This is a genomic window from Vibrio sp. R78045 (genome assembly GCF_042466085.1).
GTDB lineage: Bacteria > Pseudomonadota > Gammaproteobacteria > Enterobacterales > Vibrionaceae > Vibrio > Vibrio cyclitrophicus.
This window is the reverse complement of sequence record NZ_JAXHBS010000018.1, coordinates 59,950-79,730: the sequence shown is the minus strand read 5'-3', so window position 1 is coordinate 79,730 and position 19,781 is coordinate 59,950. Positions and strand designations below refer to the sequence as shown.

Sequence of the window (19,781 nt, the reverse complement as noted above, 5' to 3'; positions counted from 1 at the left end):
ACCGTCTCCTTATCGTCGAAACGCCAGCGCGCCCAATATCAAGACCAGCAGCACACCAACCCCACCCCCGACGTACAACATCGTGTTGTCTTTCTGAGGTTGAGCTTGCGGTGTGGTCACCGTATTCCCCTTGTTATCCACTTGAGGATGATTGGGTTGCTGCGTCTTATCAGGGTTCGTGGATTGGTCATTAGTGGGAAACAGCCAGTCGGCGTTTTCCCCGACCGAATCCAATGCGCCCGCGCCAAATTCCAACAGATCATCAAAAAAGCTTTTCATTGGCGCTCCTTAGGCCGCGCCACTCTGCAACATTTCCGGTCGCGTGACTTTCACCGACTCCACCAAGATCGGGATTGAGCCTGGGACATCGGTGGTGGTCACGGAGAATTTCAAGTTGGAGCTGTGCTGCGTCGGAAACAGTTCATCAATGGAGAACCCACGAACGATCGGGTCAAAATGGAAATACCCGTCTTGTGGCGTGCGCTCATTGCGTTTCGCGTTGGCTTCTGAAATGAAGGTGTTGGCTTCGTACTCTTTGACAAAGTCGCGCTCAATTTCCAATTTGCTGATCTTGTCGTGCATGAAATGCATGCGACGAATGCTGATGAGCGGACTCGCCACCAAGTTGGTGAACTCGTTCTCGCCTTGCGCATTGGCCGGCATGGTTTCGCGTTTGATCATCGGCACCAAGACACGCATTGCTTGAGAGTTACTCACCCACGCATGCACTTGGATAGACAGTGGCGTCGCGTTGGCCGCCTTGCCTTTGAATTGGATATCGAGGTGGATATTGTCGCCCAGCTCAGTGACCAAACCGGTGTAACGCACCCCATTTTTGGTGCGTGCCACGATGTCACTGAACGGGATCACAAAATGCCCCGCGGTGGTGTCTCGTTGCTTGTAACGCTCGAGCATCAATAACTCTTCACCGGTTAAGACGTAGATCTCTTCGGCGTTCAGCGTAATGGCAATGCGCTGCATGTCAGCAGCGCTGGCGTTGGTTTCCAGTACCAACTCGTGGTACGTCGGGCCATTAGGGATAGGCAATGTGCCTTTTTGTCCCCACGACGCGCCAACCATCGAATTCAGTTTGATTGGTTTTACTGACATCGTATTCCCCTCTAAAACCAGCCCGAGCGACCCAACAACTTATCGAGGCCACCGACTTTATTATTCACGGCAAAGACGATCGCACCCGTCGTTACCGCGGCAATTCCGGCGACAATCGCCACATTTTTCACGTTCAATCTCATGGGAGTTCCTTTAGAGTGATTGATGCTGATAACGTGGTGTATAGAGAGGAAAATGACCAGAGCCTTGAACCTGTTAGGTTAAGAGTTAAACCTATTAGGTTACCCGTCATCGCTTGGGGTAGATTTTTCCTTGTTCCCACTTGCCTAAACCCGGTGATTTGAGTATGTAATCGGCAAACTTTTTACGCCCTAGATGCTCCCTATCGACGCAGCTTTGCAGTCCCAAAATGGCTTCGATGGGAATATCAAAATAGTCCGCGATATACTTAGCATTACGCCGTGAGCTGACCGCGCCCACGTACACATATTTGGATTCATCGAGCACCGTTTTAGGCACTTCTTGCCCACGCTGAAACGTCGCGTGCATCACCAAGCCAAAGCCGCGGCCACCCGTCCAGAGTTCGCCGGCTAATCCATCGAGCTTTGATGGTGTATTGGTGAACTTGGCCAGCTCTTCAATCACACAGTGGAGCTTTTTCGGATGATGGCCATCACCCAATGACCACACCATGTTGGCAAACAACTCAAGGTTCTCTCGGGTGCGCTCTTGCTCGACCAGAGCCAACCGAAACGCGGCCTTTTTCTTCCTCGCAAACCACGCCTTATGGTAAAACTCATCAAAGCTGTGGCACGCTTGTACGCGCACGCCTTTGAGCGGCGCCTCAATGTGCTCACTGTACGGATCGAACATCACCACTTGAGACGAACGCTCAATGAAATTGAGCTGACGAATGGCGGTGGTTTTGCAGCTGCCCGTGGTGCCCATGTAACAAACGTGCTCCGCATTGTGGGCGTTATTCTTGTTCACTGGATTCGGGAGCTTCACTGTCCACCTCCTGCGGTGTCTCGGGCTCTTTCGTCTCTTGAGCTTGTTTGAGTTGGCGCACTTGTTTGGCGCAGCCGCCAATCAAGGTCATCGAGGCCATGGCAAACACAAACTCGCCTTGGTATTGGCCGAACCATTTCAAACCGGCGGGTCCGTACTTCTGCAGCATCGGCGATGCAGCGTCTAACCACTGGTTACCGGCTCGGGTGTCGATTTCAAACGGCACATCAAACACGGTGCCGACGGTCATCTCCACCACACCTAAACCGTAAGAGAGCATCATGCGCGCGTCTTCTTCCCCGAAACCCAAGGTTTCCGGCGCCGCTTCTTGGTTTTCGCCGGTGTCGGCTTCGTCTTGCTCTCGAGCTTCACGTAAGGTTTCTACCGCTTCAACGGCTTGTTGATCACGTTCATCCAGTTCGTTCTCTACGGGCGTGAATGGGGCTTCATTGCTCATGAGTGACTCCTTTCTTGGTCTTCGTTAAGCCAAACCACAACAAGGCGCAGGTGCTTAACAGCAACAACAATGACCAACCTAATCGCGTATTAACCGACTCGGGTTGGTTATCGTTGGGTTTGTCGGCGTTGCTTGAGCCCTTATCGAGCTTGGTGTCGTTCGGTTTTTGGGGCTTATTTGGGTCAGGCTTTTTATCAGCACTGGTTTTATAACCAGTAGTGGCTTTATCTGGACTCGATACCATGTGGTTGTGTAACCAATCTTGAAACGGTTTCCCCGCGCTTTGGTTGGTTTTGCAACTGGGGCAAATGGTATAGAGCTGACCGAGACGGCGCTTATTCTTAGGCGGCTCACCGCCCTCGATGAGCTTATGCTCGCCCACGGCGTGCACCGTGCAGATCTCATCACAGCCATGCGTTGGGCAGGCAATGTAACCTTTAATGGGATTCTTACTGGCCATGCTTCGCCTCCAGTTCGCACAAGCGAAGATGGAAATTGTTCATGAGGGATTTCAGCAAGTGGATAGTCGTCGCCACCTGTTGGCTGGCTTCTTCGGCCGCTTGGATCGCGACCAGGGGTTTCTTGAGGGTGGGCACTGTGCTCCAGTCCGGAGCCGCTTGGGTCAGCGTTTGTTCAACGAGCTCCAGCTCGCTGACCAATTGTTGGTAGCTCTGTTGATGCATTGTCATTGTGTTGTCCTCTGTCTCACGACGTTGGTGTGTCCCTGTCTCTCGACGTTAACCAATAGATTATAACAATTAAAACATGAAACTTAATAGGTTTAAGAAATCAAACTGTGTACTTCGATTTCGCCTTTGCTTTTCTAATAGACCGTCGCGCAGCGACTCCATGACCGTTGCAGCACACGCGCATACCGTGCTTATCGCCATGCTATCGAACGTCTCGCGTCATAAGGCTCCAGCTCGCTGGCGAGCTCGATGAGCCGCTTCCTTTATCAAGTTATCCCCGTTTTTCACGGGGTAACAGTAACTGTCCCTTACATCTATCTTTAGATAGATCATTAGTCTTTAGACTATGCGTTGTGATCTCAAAGACTGAGCTCATGGAGTAGTTAATGCGCTAAAACACCGGTTAGCGAGCGGGTTATCCACAACGGCATAACCACCGCTTTCAATCGATGAAATTTGAGAGGAATAAAGACGAAAAACCCCGAGCAATCGGGGTTCAGACGGATCGAGGCACAGTTTGAGCTTTGATCTTAAGGCACAGTACTGTCATGACGTTGAGTACTACGACGTGCAAACTTACGCAGTAACGTGATCGGTGTGAGGAGGTAACGGATGTGTACACCGGTTGAGGCGGCCATTTTCTTGAGGTTCTTAGTCGCGGCTTGTTTGGCGTTCGCGTAGGCCACGTTTAAGCCGAGATCACGGAAATACTTGTCGGTGATGCGCTTGATGGACGCCAATCCATACCAGTCGCCGTTGATGTTCTCTCGAGGTTGCTTGGAGGTGATCCACCCTCGGTCTTTCGCGTAACTCACGCACTGTTTAACGCGCCATTCCGGTAAACCAGTGCCTTTGGCTACATTCGCCCAAGTTCTAAGCAAGAAACCTTTAGCGGTCACCACTCCGACTTTACAAGTCCGGAACTCAAGCTCACTCACCAAGTAGTCCATCACTCGGCCAATATCGGTTAAGTATTGACGCTGTGTCGATTTACCCGAATGAGACAGCAGATAGTCATATTGTGAGGGGTTCTCGAGTAACTTTCTCCAGCGATCACGATTAAGTGCAGCCAAAGGGCGTGCACTTCTTTTATAACGGACGTTTGATAATGGAGCCCTAGCACTCATGATTGTTTTTTTTCTCTTTCAGAGTTCGTTTTACTTTGGCGGGCTTAGCCATCAATTTGCGAAGTGACACGATCACTAGTCGTAAGCTATTCGAATACTCACCAGACTTTGCTTCTTTCTCTGCCTCATCAAGTATTCCACCAATTGACGATGTTGAATTCTTCATATGACCTCAACAAACCCGCTACACCACGATAGAGGTCAACTTAATACAATTTTTTTCGTAGTTGCAAATTTGGGAACCGATGATTTTTTATAGAAACCGCCCTAGTATGAACTCAGTTAGGAGGCTGCAGGATGGAAGATTTCACTTACACAAATGCAATATTGAATCGTGTCAAAGCTAAGTACGCTCTGACTAGCGAGTACCAACTTGCGAAAAAACTATCGATTTCTTGTGGAAGTTTGTGTTCGATGAGAAAAGGGAAACGTATGTTAGACTGGTCTACAGCCTTCCTATGCGCTGATCTTTTGGAAGAATCGGATCAAAATGTTGTCCTTGGCCTTTTAATAGACAAGAGTAAAAAACCAAGAATTATCAATGCATTAAGAGAATCTTGGCCTGAGACGAAAGACTAGATTTTGATTTACCCGCATATACATAATACGCAGTTAGGCTGTAAGCGCAAAGTTGTAATGTCACTATTTTCCAAAGTTAAAATGTCCCTTTAGCTCATCACCACTGGCTTAATTGATATTGGTAAACGCTATGGACATAACAACATGCTGCTGACTATGAGTGATTCAGAGATCAATCGTTTTAAAGTAATTGAAGATGTGTGTCAGCGACGGATACGTCGGGCTGATGCTGCCGAGATCCTCAGCTTGAATGTCCTTCACATCCAACGCCTGATGAACCGACTTCGTAAATACGGTGCGAGCGGATTGGCTCATCGCGCTCGCGGTAAGCCTAGCAATCATCGTTATTCAAGTGGTTATCGAAACTCGGTGCTAAGCCTTGTCCGTGAAAACTACAGCGACTTCTCACCAACACTCGCTCAAGAAAAGTTATCTGAGCTGCACAACTTGCCCATATCAAACGAAACTTTACGTCAATGGATGATCGCCGACGGACTGTGGCTTCCACATTCACAACGCAAACCTCGGGTCTATCAGCCTCGTTACCGTCGTGATTGCTTGGGTGAACTTATCCAAATTGGCGGATCCCATCATGACTGGTTTGAAGGCCGCTGTGACAAATGCTGCCTATTGGTGTTCATTGATGATGCGACTGGCCGTCTGATGAACCTAAGATTCAGCAAGACAGAATCCGCGTTTGACTACATGATGACCACGCATGAATACCTTAATGAGCACGGTAAACCCATCGCATTTTACAGTGACAAGCACTCTATTTTTCGAGTGAACCAGGAGAAACACAAACAAGTTGGCCAAACTCAATACGGCCGTGTGTTGAAAAAACTGGCCATAGAACTCATCTGTGCCAAGAGCTCTCAAGCTAAAGGCCGCGTTGAGCGAGCCAACCTCACGCTGCAAGACCGACTGGTTAAAGAGATGCGCTTACAAAGTATCGACACCATCGAACAAGCCAACGCCTGGCTTCCCTACTTCATCGACGATTTTATCCATCGCTTTGCTAAGCCCGCTCAATACCTGAAAAACATGCATCGTCAGGTTCGAGAGTCAAAGTAAGGACTCGACGATATTTGCTAAATGACCATCCGACAATAAGTTACATCGTAACATAATTAAATTGTCTGATCTCACCCGTTAAAAAACTACGGTATTGATGTTTTTATTAATGATAAGCATTAAAAATCAGATAGTTAACGGGCATTCTCATTGATTTAAAAAGCTTGTATTTGATAACATATTCCCCAGATAAATAACTCATTATATTAAAGGCTTAATATGAAAATCCGCATGGTCGCTCTATCCTTCTTCACCGCTTTTGGTATCAGCTCTCAGGCTCTTGCTAATGACAATGAAAAACCTTCTAAAGATCTTGGTAGCTTTTATACTGGAGTTGATATCGGTTTTTATAATGAAACTGAATTAGAATATCGCGGGAGTGCAATTGAAGATTCATCTGACCTATCCGACCTTAGTTATAATTTAGTTGGAGGTTATGAATTCAATACCCACGATGTTGTAAAACTAGGAGTAGAAGCTGAATACCGAAAAATAGGTAAAGTGAACTTTAGTGATGTAATGGATATTGAAGGACAAGCTTTCTTCTTAAACGTAAAACCAAAATTCATTGTTAAAGGTGATGTATTAGATTTATACGTATCCCTTCTAGCTGGTATAGGCTCTATGGACATGGAAGCGCGTGCCTTTGGAACCTCCGACTCTAAATCAGAAGTTGGTTACCAAGTTGGTGGTGAGTTTGGCGCCATAGTTACAGACAATATTGACATTCATGTTGGCTATCGCTTTGCACAGGTCGAAATTGAATCTATAGATGTCTCACCTCAAACTGCTTACCTTGGCGCAAGGTACCACTTTTAAACCACCTTCAATATGAAGAACTATACAAATTAAGCCGAACTCATTTAGTTCGGCTTTGAGTTAATCGTTAAATTGAGTTTATCCATGCTTTTTAACCCTACCTGTGCACTCTATTCCGTTACGTTGTATCTTTCTCCACAATACATCAACGCTAACGATAAACATTGCAAAACAAACTACTAACAACAGAAGCTATTTTGTGTTTAAACTTTGATCTATCAATCAGTTATAAGAACAAACAAGGCACTTAAGCAATCAAATGCAATGCATTCGCACTTACATTGTAATTTAAAATGTTAACATCAGGCAATTTTGTAAAATAGGTGTTTGATATGTTACCCAAGCTTTATAAGTTCAGATCCCTTAATGATAGAAATATACAATCGATATCTGAATGCTCGCTGTGGTTTGATTACGCGAAAACCTTTAATAACCCTTTTGAATCTAACCATGCGTTCAACGAAAACCTTCAAAACGATTTCAAAGTCATGTGCTTTTCTCAGTCCAGTGACCACCCTATATTGTGGTCACAATATGGCGATAATTTTAAAGGTATGTGTATCGAATATGATCTTAATTTTTATCGTGGCAGAGCTAAACTCAACTGCTTTGAAGTCCAGTATGAAGATGACCCAACCATTTTTAATTCGTCTCCTATCATCGACTTCAAGACTCATTTGAAAACAGCTAAACTGGGAGCCGAACTGTTTAAGATTAAGCATGCAAATTGGCGTTACGAACAAGAATATCGATGGGTACTGCCTAATGAAGAGATTGTCGGGCATAAATTGTATCTGAATAGAGAATGCTTGAGATCTGTGATTCTTTCGGAACACGCTCCTGTTGATAGGAAACTGAAAGTTCTGATGACATGCCAAAGCCTCGGCATTCCAGTCAAGCATGCTATTGCTCAGCAGAATTCATTTACTTTCCAAGCAATGAACTAAGCTCTACTATCACGGAATATGGCATTATAAAAAGTTACACCGCAACAATAATCGCCACATAAATTGTGGCTCTTTTGGTTTTCTACACCTACATATGAGTCGTTAACTTGCCTGGAACTTTGCTTTGTACCTGGCTAATCGTCGCCGCTGCCATTTGCACTGTAGAGAACCAATACGGGCGATGTTTAGCGTTGAACAAATCACTATTATCTAACGCCTCATATATAGAAAACTTCCTTCCTTGAGCCAGTGCTGCGCCATAAACCGTTCGTTCAAGAGCAGGAATATCATTAACTTCCTCAAGAAGCGCACGCTTTATAAATTGGTTACTTGGGCTCCAGTCAATGAAATCAACAAGATTTTTAAGTAATTTGAGTTCCAATTGCTCTACCATAGCCTCAAGAAACTGTGTGTTTGGTAGTACTTCAGTGCAAGCGTAATATTCATCATGCTTGTCACTTGCATCTCGGTAACCCAACATAGTTTTCACTAGTGCATCTTCAAACGTTGAAGAAAAGTGGTTACAAATTAAGAACAAAGGCAGCACTCTCAACACACCAAGAAGGATACCAACATTAGGCTCTTTTACTGAGGTTTCTTGAAGTCGAAGTCGCGTCACGTTTGACGTTACTACTAGATGTTGCCAGACCTTAGGGACGATATGTTTAATATTGCCATCATTCCACTTGATAAGCTGCTGGCTCATCAGTAAAGGAAACAATAAACGGCAATTTTCAATTCCTATCTGTCGTGCTGCAACTTTGGGGTCAAGAATGACCTTTGCTTTCTTACCGTACTTGTCTGTGAATTCACGGTTAGAAACAAACTCTATTAAGCTTGAGCTCAATGACCTACTTTTGGCCGATATCTCATGGAGCTTAGAAAAATTTAAGGATGGCGAATAAGCAGTACTAGCGAATTGATTGTAATCTGGTAGATCAGAAAACAAAGAACTTATTAAGGTGCTTTGAAGCTTTTCCAGCATCAGAGCTGAGGCGACATTGCTCACATCATCGATAACGTATCGCAATGTTTGTTGCTTCGCGACGACTTTCTCTCGATGTGCATTAACTCTGTCCTGCTCACAACGCAGCAAAACACGTTGATTGTGAGATATTCGGTCACACTCATCGAATATGACGCTATCACAGTATCGATTTTCTAAACTCAGTAATGTGTCTACTGTGGCTTGCTCAAGCTTATACTCTGGAGAGATTAACCATCGATTAAAGCGAGCCTCAATATTAATTGAGACCTTTCTAGAAATCTCAATGACTTCCGGAGTGTAATTTTTATTTGCTAACAACAACCGTGACTTTCCTTTGCCCTAAGTGTTTTTCGTCTGCATATTCTGCCTTTATAATAAAACTAATATTAATGGAAATCAGAGATTGGTTCACGAAATTGTTTCAATTAAATTAAGATTATCTAGTTATAGTGCGTTATAGCTATCATTCTGTGATATGTAACCGGATAAACTTCTCAGGAAAGCTGTATTTGTACTTTTTCTTTTTTGGTAAATGCTTTTTGGCCTGTTTACAGATTTGAGGATCGCCCGATGTTCTTACTCTTTTGATTCTTGTATAGCCTTTGAAATGCTTCATCTCAATCATCAGGTCGCAATAGCCCACTACGTCAACATTGCTCTTGCTGACTCCTTTGATGACAGTCGCTTTAATCTTCTTTGCTACTGGATTAGTCAATGCATCATCACTGAGTACGTGTAAGGATAAGAAATAAAAAAAGAATATTAGGTATTTCATACTGGTCTCAATTATTAAGTTGGAGAACAGTATGCAAGTAATTGAGATAAATTGAGGACTAACTAAGTATGGCTATTCACCAACCGAGGCTTAATTTTCGACAATTACGCTTTCTTTGAACCTCTAGACTTGAAGCCGTTGTGCGGAAACACGTTACGAATACGTTGTTGAACATTTTTAGGTACCTCTTTAGTGAACTTAAGATTATAGCCAGAGCGTTTTGCGTACACTTTTAGTTCACCTTTAAAGGCGTTGTTATTACCAATTTCTTGAAGGTTATGCTTAAAACTCGGAGGAAGATGACCTTTAACCTGTTCAATAACGCCGTCGTTGAATTTGATTTTCAATACGGGTCTATCTATTGCCACTAACCAAAAAACCAAGACTGCACCGATTAAGATTACATACATCATAATGTCACCACTTATTGATGATTACTTGTCGTCAGAAAGAAGTTTACTCAAGTCTTCTTTAAGGCTTGTTACTGTCTTACTAGCCTGCTCACTACGAGAGGCTTCGCTCACAAGGTATTCAATGGCATCCGATAACGTGCAGCCCAATTCGTTCGCGCGTTGAGATAACTTTTCCCAGACGCGGTAATCAAGGTCGATTGATTTCTTTTTTGTGTGAACTTGTTCAGCATTGAAATGGCGTTTTCGCTTCGCTCTGATCGCTTGTTTAAGCTTGTTATCGAGCTCAGGAGACATGTTGTTAGAGATCCATTCGAGAACGCCTGTAGGTTGGTGTTCAAGCTTCAATAAGGCTTGTACAGCAACGTCAGCTTCGCTTGAATCAATATGGCAAGTGATCGATTCGCCTTCTTTCCATTTCTTGACCAAATAGTTCCATTTCCAACCACATTCCAAGTTTTCAAGTTGCTGATATTTCATGTCTAATCTCGAGTGTAAAACCTAGTGACAGCGTAACCCAAAGCGGGCTAATTAACAATTATTGTCTTGAAAGAATAGACCAAGATCATACTTATATTAGCTTAGTGATTAGTAACTACAACATAGAGCTACAAGCGAGATTGGTTTTTCTATATACTCCGTACCTTATTACCATAATCAGAAACCTAAATGACTCAAGTAGATTGGCGACATGTAACGCCTCAGTATGACGAATATAGTGCTCAATTAGAGCAATTCCCTGACATCTCGCCTTTCCCATTTTCAGACATTCAACATCGATTTAACGATGCGCTAACCCGCTTTGTCCGCTTGTCCAACCTTTCGCGTGTTTTACTTGTAAACGCCCAGGACAACTCAATCTATCGTCAAATGATTGTTGAATCTTTAGTCACTGCATTAGATGATCACACTCTGCCGGTTATAAAAACCGAATCTTTAAATGCTGTTTCTTTGTTTGATCAAGTTCAATCAAAAGACGGTAAAGTCATCGTGACAAAACCCGGCTTACTCGCAAGAGCAAACAACGGCTATTTGATCGTTTCAGCTAACTTGATCTTAGCGAATCCTGGAAGCTGGTTGTTGCTAAAATCAGCCCTGCTTGGTGAAGCTGTAGAGCCGGTCAGTAGTAATCCTGAACACTTAAATCAATCACCTACTTTACCCCTTGCCTACAACATTAAACTCATTGTTGTTGGAGACAGAGCTCAATTAGGTGACCTTGATTATCTCGACAGTGATATTCAAACAGGGTTTTGCCTGTTCAGTGAAATTGAGCAAGACATCAAGCTTTCACAAGACACTTTGACGCAATATCTTGGATATCTAAAGTGGCTTCAGCAACGCTATGAATTACCTAACATCACACAGCAAGCGTTGACGGGGATTCTTACCGCCGGAGCAAGAGAAACTGAAGATCAAAGTTATATCCCGCTGTGCCCAATTTGGCACAATGCGCTATTGAACGAAGCACTCGTGGAAGCGAGCAACGGTGAGATTGATATTCACCATATCCAACAAGCATTACAACACAAATATAACCGAGAGTCGTATCTACCTGAACGCGCTCTTGATGATATTCGAGATGGACAGGTCATTATCGAAACTGAAGGTGAACAAGTTGGTCAAGTAAATGGATTAACTGTTATCGATGTGCCTGGACACCCTGTCTCTTATGGGGAACCCGCTCGTATTTCTTGTGTTATTCACTTCGGTGATGGCGACATTGCTGACGTTGAACGTAAAGCTGAGCTTGGTGGGAACCTGCACGCTAAAGGGATGATGATCATGCAAGCTTTTGTTAGCAGTGCACTAAACCTTGAAGATCCCCTGCCGTACGCAGCTTCTGTGGTGTTTGAACAGTCGTATTGTGAAGTTGATGGCGATAGCGCTTCTCTTGCTGAACTGTGCTCTCTAGTGAGTGCGCTTTCTGAGTACCCTATCAATCAGCATATTGCGGTAACAGGGGCTGTCGATCAGTTTGGTCGTGTACAAGCGGTTGGTGGGTTAAACGAGAAAATCGAAGGATTCTATCATGTGTGTAAGCACAATGGCTTAACCGGCGAGCAAGGCGTGATCCTTCCAAAATCTAACTTAAGGCATCTGGCTCTTAAACCTGACCTTATTGAAAGCATCAAAAATGAAGAATTCCATATTTGGTCTGTTTCTAATGTAGATGAAGCGATTCCTCTGATTATGAACAAACCATTTAGAGACGATGAACAAGAAAGCGTTCTGAGTAAAATCGCGGAACGTATTGAAAACTTTGAAAGACATGAGCACCCTATTGGAATTGTTGGACGCATCAAAAACTGGTTTGTCTAGTACTGATCGGACTTGTTTAGCGTACACCTGTTCACTAATATGCACCTATCAAAAATCGGAGTAATTGATAATGCAAAACAAACGTGATTCTTACACTCGCGAAGATCTTCTAGCATCAAGCCAAGGCGAACTATGGCCAGAAGGTCCTCAACTACCAGCACCGAACATGTTGATGATGGATCGCATCACTAAAATGTCTGAAACTGAAGGTGATTTCGGTAAAGGTTTGATTCTTGCTGAACTGGATATTACTCCTGACCTATGGTTCTTCGACTGTCACTTCCCTGGTGATCCAGTAATGCCTGGTTGTCTAGGCCTTGACGCAATGTGGCAGCTTGTTGGCTTCTACCTTGGTTGGGTTGGCGGCAAAGGTAAAGGCCGAGCTTTAGGTGTAGGCGAAGTGAAATTCACAGGTCAAATTCTACCTACAGCGAAAAAAGTAACTTACGAGATCCACATGAAGCGTGTTGTTAACCGTCGCCTAGTTATGGGCCTTGCTGATGGTCGCGTACTTGTTGATGGTAAAGAGATCTATGTTGCTAAAGACTTGAAAGTTGGCCTTTTCCAAGATACGTCAGCGTTCTAATCGGCTTGATGTATTTTAATAAAGCAGCCAAAGGCTGCTTTATTTTTGCTCCAATAAAATCAGTTATAGTGCATCAGGATACCTAGACCTAAATATGAAATAAGTTAAATCCACCAGCAAAACGCACTTGTGATAGCGAAACTATAATACTTTATAGCTCTGGGGAGCTTAGCACTCGTCTGAAACTAACAAGGCTCCAATGTTTCAATCAACAATGGAGCCTTGACCTTGAATTCTTTGCGCCCTATCTATTTATAGAGTCCTGCATTTTTATCATCTTTGGCATCACGCCAACCACCTAACCAATAAGACCGAGAATCCATTTGGCTGTATGGGCAAGCTTCTTGCGACCTACCATTTAAACCAGCTTTGTAGCCTTGAGATTGTGCTCGTTCTAGTCGATCACGCTTTTGTCTCTTCATAGTGCAGTCCTCATACGGGTGTTGATTTACTAACATACAATGATTACAACTTAGCGGAGTTTTTGTGACTCCAACTTTAAGAATCGAACAATTTTTTACTTTTCTCAAGGCGAAAAAAAGCCCGAATTCAGAAATGTGAACTCGGGCTCAAGAGATAAAATTATTTAAATTTTCTACGGAACCCTAATAGACCAAGAACAGTCAAAGTTAACCAACCTAGACTACCGCCTTGACGATCAACTTTTTCTGTATCAGCGCTGCGAGTTTGGATATCGGCTTTACCTTTACCAGCGATAGGAATCAACTTAACAGCAACAACCTCTTCAACTGCATTAGTTGCTGCACCGCCACAATACGAGTTATGTGACGTTGTATCGTATGGTTGTGTTGTTCCACCAACGGTACACTTGATAGCTGTAGCTGAGATCACACCTGCATCATTGATATCGGAAGCATCAATAATTCTGAACTTGTTGTTATCTCCAGACGCGTTGCCGTCATTTGTTAGATCATCTAACCACCAAGCTTGGCCATTAAAGATGTCTACACGACGCTCATCTTTCGAGGAGTCGACATTGTATGGGTAGATAAAGCCTCTATGTCTACGCTCACTACCATCAACCTCACGAGTGGTTTCTGCATCTATTTGACCGACAAACTCATTGAAGTTGTTAACGGCTTTAGCTTCACCACTTGAGCCACCAAAGAAGATACCACCAGACAGGTATGTTGCCGTCGGAGTCACTGCAGATGCATCCGTAACAACGAAAATCTTGTTACCTGCACTACCGCTCTCTGGTACAAAACCATTACGCTTAGAATAACCCACAGCAAACAAGTTATCGTTGATGTCAGTAGCAACGGAGTTACTGTATCTTGCATCATCGTTAGATGAACCAGACTTAACCTCTGCACCGCTAATAACTTTCGTTGACCAAGAGCCTGAAATGTCTAATGAATCACTAACAAAAACACTTGCGTTCATGTCTTGAAGGTCGCCATTCCCATCTACAGTGTTGTAACCGACACCATAAAAGATCGAACTCGACTCAACAATTGAACGCATACTGCCTTGAGCAAAATAATCGCCTTGTTGGGCATTACCACTTCTGACCCAATCAATTTCTTTTGTTGTTGTGCCACCCCAAATTGCCGCTTTAGAAGCAAACGCCTTATCTGGTTCAGAAGTGTCAGTCGGATCAAACTCTTCAGAGATACTACCTACATTGTAAACGGTACCGTTGCTTGCCGTTATCGCTTTCCAAGCACGAGTTTCTGAAGCTCCAGTTGGCGCCGCTGTCGTCGTAAACAATGCATTATTGCGAATATCATCTTTGGATTTGATCCCCACAGGTTGGGCATTCTCATCTAAAGAATTGATTACCGTATTGCGAGTTTCAAAAGTATCCCCACCTTCAACAAACGCTTTCGCATTTACGTAAGTAAGGTCATTTCTTTCCTTACTCCAAGTGTCATTCCAACGGTTTTCAGCCCAACTTTCACATGTAGAATATCTCAGCTCTCGATAACAATAGTTTTCGAAATCATCACGCTCTTGAATGTACTGAAATGGTGCATCCATTGCGAATGGTACTTCTTCACGATAACTTACCGCTTCAAGCGTATCGCGAGTCTCACCAGCAAGTTTAAATGCACTATCGGTACAGTTAGTCGCAGCTGAATCGAAGCAACCTAACGCAAGCTCATTCGTCCCGTCTGTCGCAACACCAGGTTGAATCGCCACACCATAGATTTCAGAGGCACCTGTAATTGAAGGAGTGACTTCAACGACCTTGTAAAGCGCAGCATTGGCATTAGTTGCAGCTAAAACTAATGCTGCAACTGTAGTTAATTTAAATTTAGTACAAGTCATTATTACTTCTTAACTTTCCTGTTGTAGTGCCTCGAGCTCTTCCCAGCGCTCAAAAGCAACTTCAAGCTCCTGCTCTGCTGCAGATAGCTTATCTAAAACTGGTTGTGTCTGCTCTACAGATTTTGAAAAGAAGCTGGGATCGTTGACTTCTTCCTGAAGAGTTTCAATTTGAGTTTCCAATTCTTCTAAACGCATTGGTAGCGCTTCTAGTTCTCGTTGTAGCTTATACGATAACTTCTTAGGTTTAGCCTTAACTGGCGCAGTTTTGGGAGTTTCCTCAACTACTTTCTCGGGCTTTGATGGCTTTTCAACCTGTCGGTACTCTAATGCCTGCTTTCTTTGCTGCTGAGCATCATGGTAACCACCAACAAATTCTTCAATAACGCCATTACCTTCAAAGATCCAACTTGTCATCACCGTATTATCAACAAACTGACGATCGTGGCTCACTAAAAGAAGAGTACCCTGATAGTTGGCAAGCAAATCTTCTAAAAGTTCCAAAGTTTCTATATCTAGATCGTTGGTCGGCTCATCGAGAATCAATAAGTTGTTCGACTTAAGGAAGATACGAGCTAATAACAGACGGTTTTTCTCACCACCAGATAGTGCCTTTACAGGAGTACGAGCACGTTTAGGAGAGAATAAGAAATCTTGCAGGTAACTCAGCGCATGGCGCTCACGGCCGCCTACTGTCACTTCTTGCTTACCATCCGCTAGATTATCAATTACAGACTTCTCAGGGTCTAGGATTTCACGATATTGGTCGAAGTAAGCCACTTCCAGCTTAGTACCACAATGCAGGCGACCTGAATCTGGCTTAAGTTGATCAAGAAGCAGTTTAAGCACCGTACTCTTACCACAGCCATTAGGACCGATCAGAGCAATACGATCACCACGCATGATGTTGAAGCTAAAGTCTTTAACAATCTCTTTGCCTTCAAAACCAAAGTTAAGATTTTCTGCTTCGAATACAATCTTGCCTGAGCGTTGACCATCATCAATCTGGATAACCGCTTTACCCTGCACTTCACGACGATTGATACGTTCTTCACGCAGCTTCTTGAGAGCACGCACACGGCCTTCGTTACGAGTTCGACGAGCTTTGATACCCTGACGAATCCAAACTTCTTCTTGAGCAAGCTTTTTATCAAATTCAGCGTTCTGCATTTCCTCAACACGCAACGCTTCTTCTTTCTCTAATAGGTAGTTTTCGTAATCCCCCGGGAAAGAGCTCAGTTTACCGCGATCAAGATCAACGATACGTGTTGCCATCGATTTAATGAACGCACGGTCATGCGAGATAAAGATGATTGAACCACGGAAGTCTTTCAGGAAGCCTTCTAACCATTCAATAGTTGCAACATCCAAGTGGTTAGTCGGTTCGTCTAGAAGTAGAACGTCTGGATCACACACTAATGCACGCGCAAGCGCAGCTTTACGTTGCCAACCACCAGACAAATCGGTCAGTTTGGTTTCAGCAGTCAGCTTAAGCGCCGCCATTACGTTACTTACACGATCTTCGAAACGCCATGCGTTTGCGTGATCTAACTGCTCTTGAACACGAGTAAGACGGTTTAGGTTCTTTTCACTTGGGTCAGTACCAATGAGATCCAAAAGATCATGATAGATCTTCAGTTGCTCGCCAATTTCAGCTAAGCCACCAGCAACGTAGTCATAGACGGTACCTTGCTCATTACGCGGGGGATCTTGCTCTAAGCGAGATACAACTACATCTTGTGTGATTTGCATCTTACCGTCGTCCATGATGATATTCCCTGACAGGATCTTCATCAACGTAGACTTACCCGCGCCATTGCGCCCTACTAAACACACACGTTCATTTTCTTGCAGTGCAAAGTCCGCACGATCTAATAACGGGTGATCGCCAAACGCTAATTGCCCGTTATGAATTGTAAGTAATGCCATTCTTTTTTAACCAATCATTAAGTTCTAACAAGCCAAATGGCCAGTTAAGCTCTGAGCTTTGAGAGAAGTCAGAGCTTTCAAATTTGAGCACCGGAATAGTGACCCCGTAACGGGAAAAGAGCTCATCATCAAATGCAATGTCGACAACGTTGACGTGATGGCTAATGTTTAACTGTTCCGTGAGTTTGAATGCCATCTCACATAGATGGCACCCTTCTGTACTGTAGAGAGTCAGCACTCTATATCCTTATACAATCTCTTTGATTATTTGTGTGTAATCAACCAGCAGTTATGAATATGCTTATTACGAGAGAAATCTAATGGAAGCGTCTTAGCTGAGATATTCTGAGCTTTAAGACCTAACGCTTCTAGACCTTCTAGATCCATCTTAAAGTGACGCTTGTTGTTGGAAAACACAATCGTACCTTCTTCACGAAGAAGACGCTTAAGGTTTTCCATCAACTGAATGTGATCACGTTGAACATCGAAAGATTGATCCATACGCTTAGAGTTTGAGAACGTAGGTGGATCAATAAAAATCAGATCGTAAGAACCCTGCTCTTTAACCAACCATTGTAAGCAGTCAGCTTGCACAAACTGATGTTGACGACCAACACGACCATTAAGCTCCATGTTCTGCTTTGCCCACTCAAGGTAGGTATTCGACATGTCAACCGTTGTTGTAGAGCGTGCGCCACCTACTGCAGCATGAACAGATGCACTGCCAGTGTAAGCAAACAGGTTTAGGAAATCTTTACCTGCAGCCATCTCACCGATACGACGACGAGTGATCTTATGGTCTAAGAACAAGCCTGTATCTAAGTAATCATGAAGATTAACAATGAGTTTAACGCCGTACTCGTTCACTTCTAGGTTAGATGAATCTTGAGCCATTTTTTGATATTGAGAACGGCCTTTCTGCTTCTGACGAACCTTAAGAACCACGTTGTTTGCTTCAACGCCCGTTACTTGAATAGAAGCACGGATAATGTCGGTTAGACGGCGCTTTGCTTTATCTTCTGGTACATCTTTAGGCGCTGCGTATTCTTGAATCACAAGGTGGCCTGGGTATACATCAATCGCTACATTGTATTCTGGTAAGTCAGCATCATAGATACGGTAGCAATCTAATTGCTCTTTCTTAGCCCACTTGCCAATTTTACCGATGTTCTTTTTAAGACGGTTTGCGAAATCAGGCGCAATCAGCTGTTCTTGCTCGCCCGTTGGACGTTCTGACATCGGACGATCTGAAATTGAATAGTTTTTTTGGTGACACGGTAACGCACCGTTGTTCAATTTGAACTGTTTTTCTGCACGCATGCGTAAACAGCTAAGTAGTTCGTCTGAACTAGAAAAGATAGACGCGTTACAACCACCAAATTCAGCTTTAAGCTGCGCGCCGAATGCTGTGTAAAGAGCAATAAGACCCGGCTCGGTACCAAGACGTTCACCGTAAGGCGGGTTAGAAACAATCACACCATCAGTAAACTCTGTAGGACGCTTAAGCTTTGCAGCATCGCCTACTTCGAATTCAATCAACTCTTCAACACCGGCACGACGAGCATTGTCACGCGCAGTTTTGATCATACGTTCATCATTGTCGTAGCCATAGAACTTACATTCCACTTTCTTAACACCACGACGACCTTGAACGTTCGCTTCAGCTTTCACTTCAGCCCATAGCTCTGGTTCGAAATCTTCTAGTGATTCAAAACACCACTTCTGACGTTTAACACCTGGAGCCATGTTTGCAGCCATCATCGCCGCTTCAATCACTAACGTACCTGAACCACACATTGGATCTAGGAAAGGCTTAGTTGCGTCCCAACCACTACGAAGAAGAATCGCGGCAGCAAGAGTTTCACGTAGTGGTGCTCGACCTGATTCAGGACGGTAACCACGTTGGTGAAGACCGCTACCTACCATATCAACACCAAGAATCGCTTTATCACGGTGTAAACGAACGTGGATACGAATGTCTGGGTTCTCTTTGCTAATAGAAGGACGAGGTAAAGACTTCTTCTCAAAGCAATCAACAACGGCATCTTTTACTTTCATCGCACCGTATTGGCTATTACGGATTTCGTTGTTCGTACCATTGAAGTCAACAACAAAACGCTTAGAGCTATGGAATTGATTTACCCAGTTAACCGCTGTGGTTGATAGGTACAAATCCATGTCGTCCATACAAGTGAATTCAGAAAGGACACGTACAAATCGAGAAGCCAAACGGCTCCACAAACAACAACGATAAATTTGCTCATTGGTGGCTTTGAATTTAACACCTGCTTGAACAGGTTTTGCGTTTGTAATCCCTAGTTGGGTTAGTTCTTCAACTAATAAATTCTCAAGGCCATTTGAGGTAACCGCTAGATATTGATTCATAGTGTTCTTTTATTGATAAAAATGAGTTCGATTATACCTGAATTTATTACCAGAGCATCACACTAAACTCGTCTTTTCATTGAATCTTTCGACTAACTGGCTAGCAAGTGCACAGTGTCGAAGCGATCGCTTACCCACATTCCCTTAGGACATAAGACTTACTAAACCAACATGATTTGTGACCTAACATCGCCCAAAGTGGTGATTTGAATTTATATTCACATCAAAATTGGTATATACCAGGTTAAATTTATGAGTGAAAGTTAGCTACAAATGACAATAAACAAGGAATAAATTCGAGTTATTTACACTTTTGGTGATAA

Annotated in this window: 23 protein-coding genes and 1 pseudogene; 6 read left to right on the top strand and 18 right to left on the bottom strand. The window is 43.7% G+C overall.

Annotated features, from left to right (window positions below; all coding sequences use genetic code 11):
- Positions 1–9 precede the first annotated feature (9 nt).
- The 9 genes from SJY39_RS22000 to SJY39_RS21960 form a co-directional block, all read right to left on the bottom strand.
- Positions 10–279, bottom strand: coding sequence for a hypothetical protein (locus SJY39_RS22000; protein WP_016787084.1), 270 nt, complete (start codon positions 277–279; stop codon positions 10–12).
- Between the two features lie 9 nt (positions 280–288).
- Positions 289–1,110, bottom strand: coding sequence for a major capsid protein P2 (locus SJY39_RS21995; protein ID WP_016787085.1), 822 nt, complete (start codon positions 1,108–1,110; stop codon positions 289–291).
- A gap of 11 nt (positions 1,111–1,121) precedes the next feature.
- Entirely contained in the window at positions 1,122–1,253 is a 132-nt protein-coding gene (locus SJY39_RS21990; RefSeq protein WP_016787086.1) for a hypothetical protein, read from the bottom strand.
- A 106-nt stretch (positions 1,254–1,359) separates the two neighbouring features.
- Positions 1,360–2,061 (bottom strand): hypothetical protein, encoded by a 702-nt coding sequence (locus SJY39_RS21985; protein WP_016787087.1) that lies wholly within the window; start codon positions 2,059–2,061, stop codon positions 1,360–1,362.
- Positions 2,048–2,536 (bottom strand): hypothetical protein, encoded by a 489-nt coding sequence (locus tag SJY39_RS21980; protein WP_210442818.1) that lies wholly within the window; start codon positions 2,534–2,536, stop codon positions 2,048–2,050. The genes SJY39_RS21985 and SJY39_RS21980 overlap by 14 nt, the downstream gene beginning before the upstream one ends.
- Positions 2,526–2,996 (bottom strand): hypothetical protein, encoded by a 471-nt coding sequence (locus SJY39_RS21975; RefSeq protein WP_372275458.1) that lies wholly within the window; start codon positions 2,994–2,996, stop codon positions 2,526–2,528. The genes SJY39_RS21980 and SJY39_RS21975 overlap by 11 nt, the downstream gene beginning before the upstream one ends.
- Positions 2,986–3,225, bottom strand: coding sequence for a hypothetical protein (locus tag SJY39_RS21970; RefSeq protein WP_210452649.1), 240 nt, complete (start codon positions 3,223–3,225; stop codon positions 2,986–2,988). The genes SJY39_RS21975 and SJY39_RS21970 overlap by 11 nt, the downstream gene beginning before the upstream one ends.
- Before the next feature lie 530 nt (positions 3,226–3,755).
- Positions 3,756–4,352 (bottom strand): hypothetical protein, encoded by a 597-nt coding sequence (locus SJY39_RS21965; RefSeq protein WP_210452650.1) that lies wholly within the window; start codon positions 4,350–4,352, stop codon positions 3,756–3,758.
- Positions 4,342–4,518, bottom strand: coding sequence for a hypothetical protein (locus SJY39_RS21960; RefSeq protein ID WP_192854337.1), 177 nt, complete (start codon positions 4,516–4,518; stop codon positions 4,342–4,344). Before SJY39_RS21960 ends, SJY39_RS21965 begins: the two co-directional genes overlap by 11 nt.
- Positions 4,519–4,649: 131 nt before the next feature.
- On the opposite strand from SJY39_RS21960, the gene SJY39_RS21955 reads away from it, so the two are divergent.
- The 4 genes and pseudogenes from SJY39_RS21955 to SJY39_RS21940 all read left to right on the top strand — a co-directional run bounded on the left by SJY39_RS21955 (position 4,650) and on the right by SJY39_RS21940 (position 7,771).
- Positions 4,650–4,931, top strand: a complete 282-nt coding sequence (locus tag SJY39_RS21955) for a transcriptional regulator (protein ID WP_192854338.1) — start codon at positions 4,650–4,652, stop codon at positions 4,929–4,931.
- Between the two features lie 156 nt (positions 4,932–5,087).
- Positions 5,088–5,999, top strand: a pseudogene (locus tag SJY39_RS21950) (ISNCY family transposase); the annotation flags it as partial.
- A 225-nt stretch (positions 6,000–6,224) separates the two neighbouring features.
- Positions 6,225–6,824: a porin family protein gene (locus SJY39_RS21945; RefSeq protein ID WP_010440796.1), complete on the top strand. Its 600-nt coding sequence runs from the start codon at positions 6,225–6,227 to the stop codon at positions 6,822–6,824.
- A 332-nt stretch (positions 6,825–7,156) separates the two neighbouring features.
- Positions 7,157–7,771: a DUF2971 domain-containing protein gene (locus SJY39_RS21940; RefSeq protein WP_010440795.1), complete on the top strand. Its 615-nt coding sequence runs from the start codon at positions 7,157–7,159 to the stop codon at positions 7,769–7,771.
- A gap of 88 nt (positions 7,772–7,859) precedes the next feature.
- Here SJY39_RS21940 and SJY39_RS21935 read toward each other — a convergent pair whose 3' ends face one another.
- From SJY39_RS21935 to matP, 4 genes are all read right to left on the bottom strand, one after another.
- Positions 7,860–9,080: a hypothetical protein gene (locus SJY39_RS21935; protein ID WP_016767715.1), complete on the bottom strand. Its 1,221-nt coding sequence runs from the start codon at positions 9,078–9,080 to the stop codon at positions 7,860–7,862.
- Between the two features lie 142 nt (positions 9,081–9,222).
- Entirely contained in the window at positions 9,223–9,534 is a 312-nt protein-coding gene (locus SJY39_RS21930; RefSeq protein WP_010440791.1) for a hypothetical protein, read from the bottom strand.
- Positions 9,535–9,638: 104 nt separating this feature from the next.
- The gene (locus tag SJY39_RS21925) at positions 9,639–9,947 is read right to left on the bottom strand and encodes a DUF3634 family protein (RefSeq protein ID WP_010440789.1); all 309 of its coding nucleotides are present in this window, start codon (positions 9,945–9,947) and stop codon (positions 9,639–9,641) included.
- A 21-nt stretch (positions 9,948–9,968) separates the two neighbouring features.
- Positions 9,969–10,424, bottom strand: a complete 456-nt coding sequence (matP, locus tag SJY39_RS21920) for a macrodomain Ter protein MatP (protein ID WP_010440786.1) — start codon at positions 10,422–10,424, stop codon at positions 9,969–9,971.
- A 189-nt stretch (positions 10,425–10,613) separates the two neighbouring features.
- Between matP and SJY39_RS21915 the strand changes: the two genes are divergently transcribed.
- Positions 10,614–12,266, top strand: a complete 1,653-nt coding sequence (locus SJY39_RS21915; RefSeq protein WP_010440784.1) for a Lon protease family protein — start codon at positions 10,614–10,616, stop codon at positions 12,264–12,266.
- 70 nt (positions 12,267–12,336) lie between these two features.
- On the top strand, positions 12,337–12,852 hold the full coding sequence (fabA, locus tag SJY39_RS21910; protein WP_010440782.1) for a bifunctional 3-hydroxydecanoyl-ACP dehydratase/trans-2-decenoyl-ACP isomerase: 516 nt from the start codon (positions 12,337–12,339) through the stop codon (positions 12,850–12,852).
- Between the two features lie 248 nt (positions 12,853–13,100).
- Here fabA and rmf read toward each other — a convergent pair whose 3' ends face one another.
- The 5 genes from rmf to rlmKL form a co-directional block, all read right to left on the bottom strand.
- The gene (gene rmf, locus SJY39_RS21905; RefSeq protein WP_016767713.1) at positions 13,101–13,274 is read right to left on the bottom strand and encodes a ribosome modulation factor; all 174 of its coding nucleotides are present in this window, start codon (positions 13,272–13,274) and stop codon (positions 13,101–13,103) included.
- A gap of 160 nt (positions 13,275–13,434) precedes the next feature.
- Positions 13,435–15,147, bottom strand: coding sequence for a DUF3466 family protein (locus SJY39_RS21900; RefSeq protein WP_016793367.1), 1,713 nt, complete (start codon positions 15,145–15,147; stop codon positions 13,435–13,437).
- Positions 15,148–15,156: 9 nt separating this feature from the next.
- Complete coding sequence (locus SJY39_RS21895) at positions 15,157–17,073, bottom strand: ABC transporter ATP-binding protein (RefSeq protein WP_016767711.1); 1,917 nt, start codon at positions 17,071–17,073, stop codon at positions 15,157–15,159.
- A complete protein-coding gene (locus tag SJY39_RS21890; RefSeq protein ID WP_012603885.1) occupies positions 17,051–17,311 on the bottom strand; it encodes a glutaredoxin family protein in 261 nt (86 codons plus the stop codon). The genes SJY39_RS21895 and SJY39_RS21890 overlap by 23 nt, the downstream gene beginning before the upstream one ends.
- Before the next feature lie 26 nt (positions 17,312–17,337).
- Positions 17,338–19,458, bottom strand: a complete 2,121-nt coding sequence (gene rlmKL / locus SJY39_RS21885; RefSeq protein WP_010440775.1) for a bifunctional 23S rRNA (guanine(2069)-N(7))-methyltransferase RlmK/23S rRNA (guanine(2445)-N(2))-methyltransferase RlmL — start codon at positions 19,456–19,458, stop codon at positions 17,338–17,340.
- Positions 19,459–19,781 lie beyond the last annotated feature (323 nt).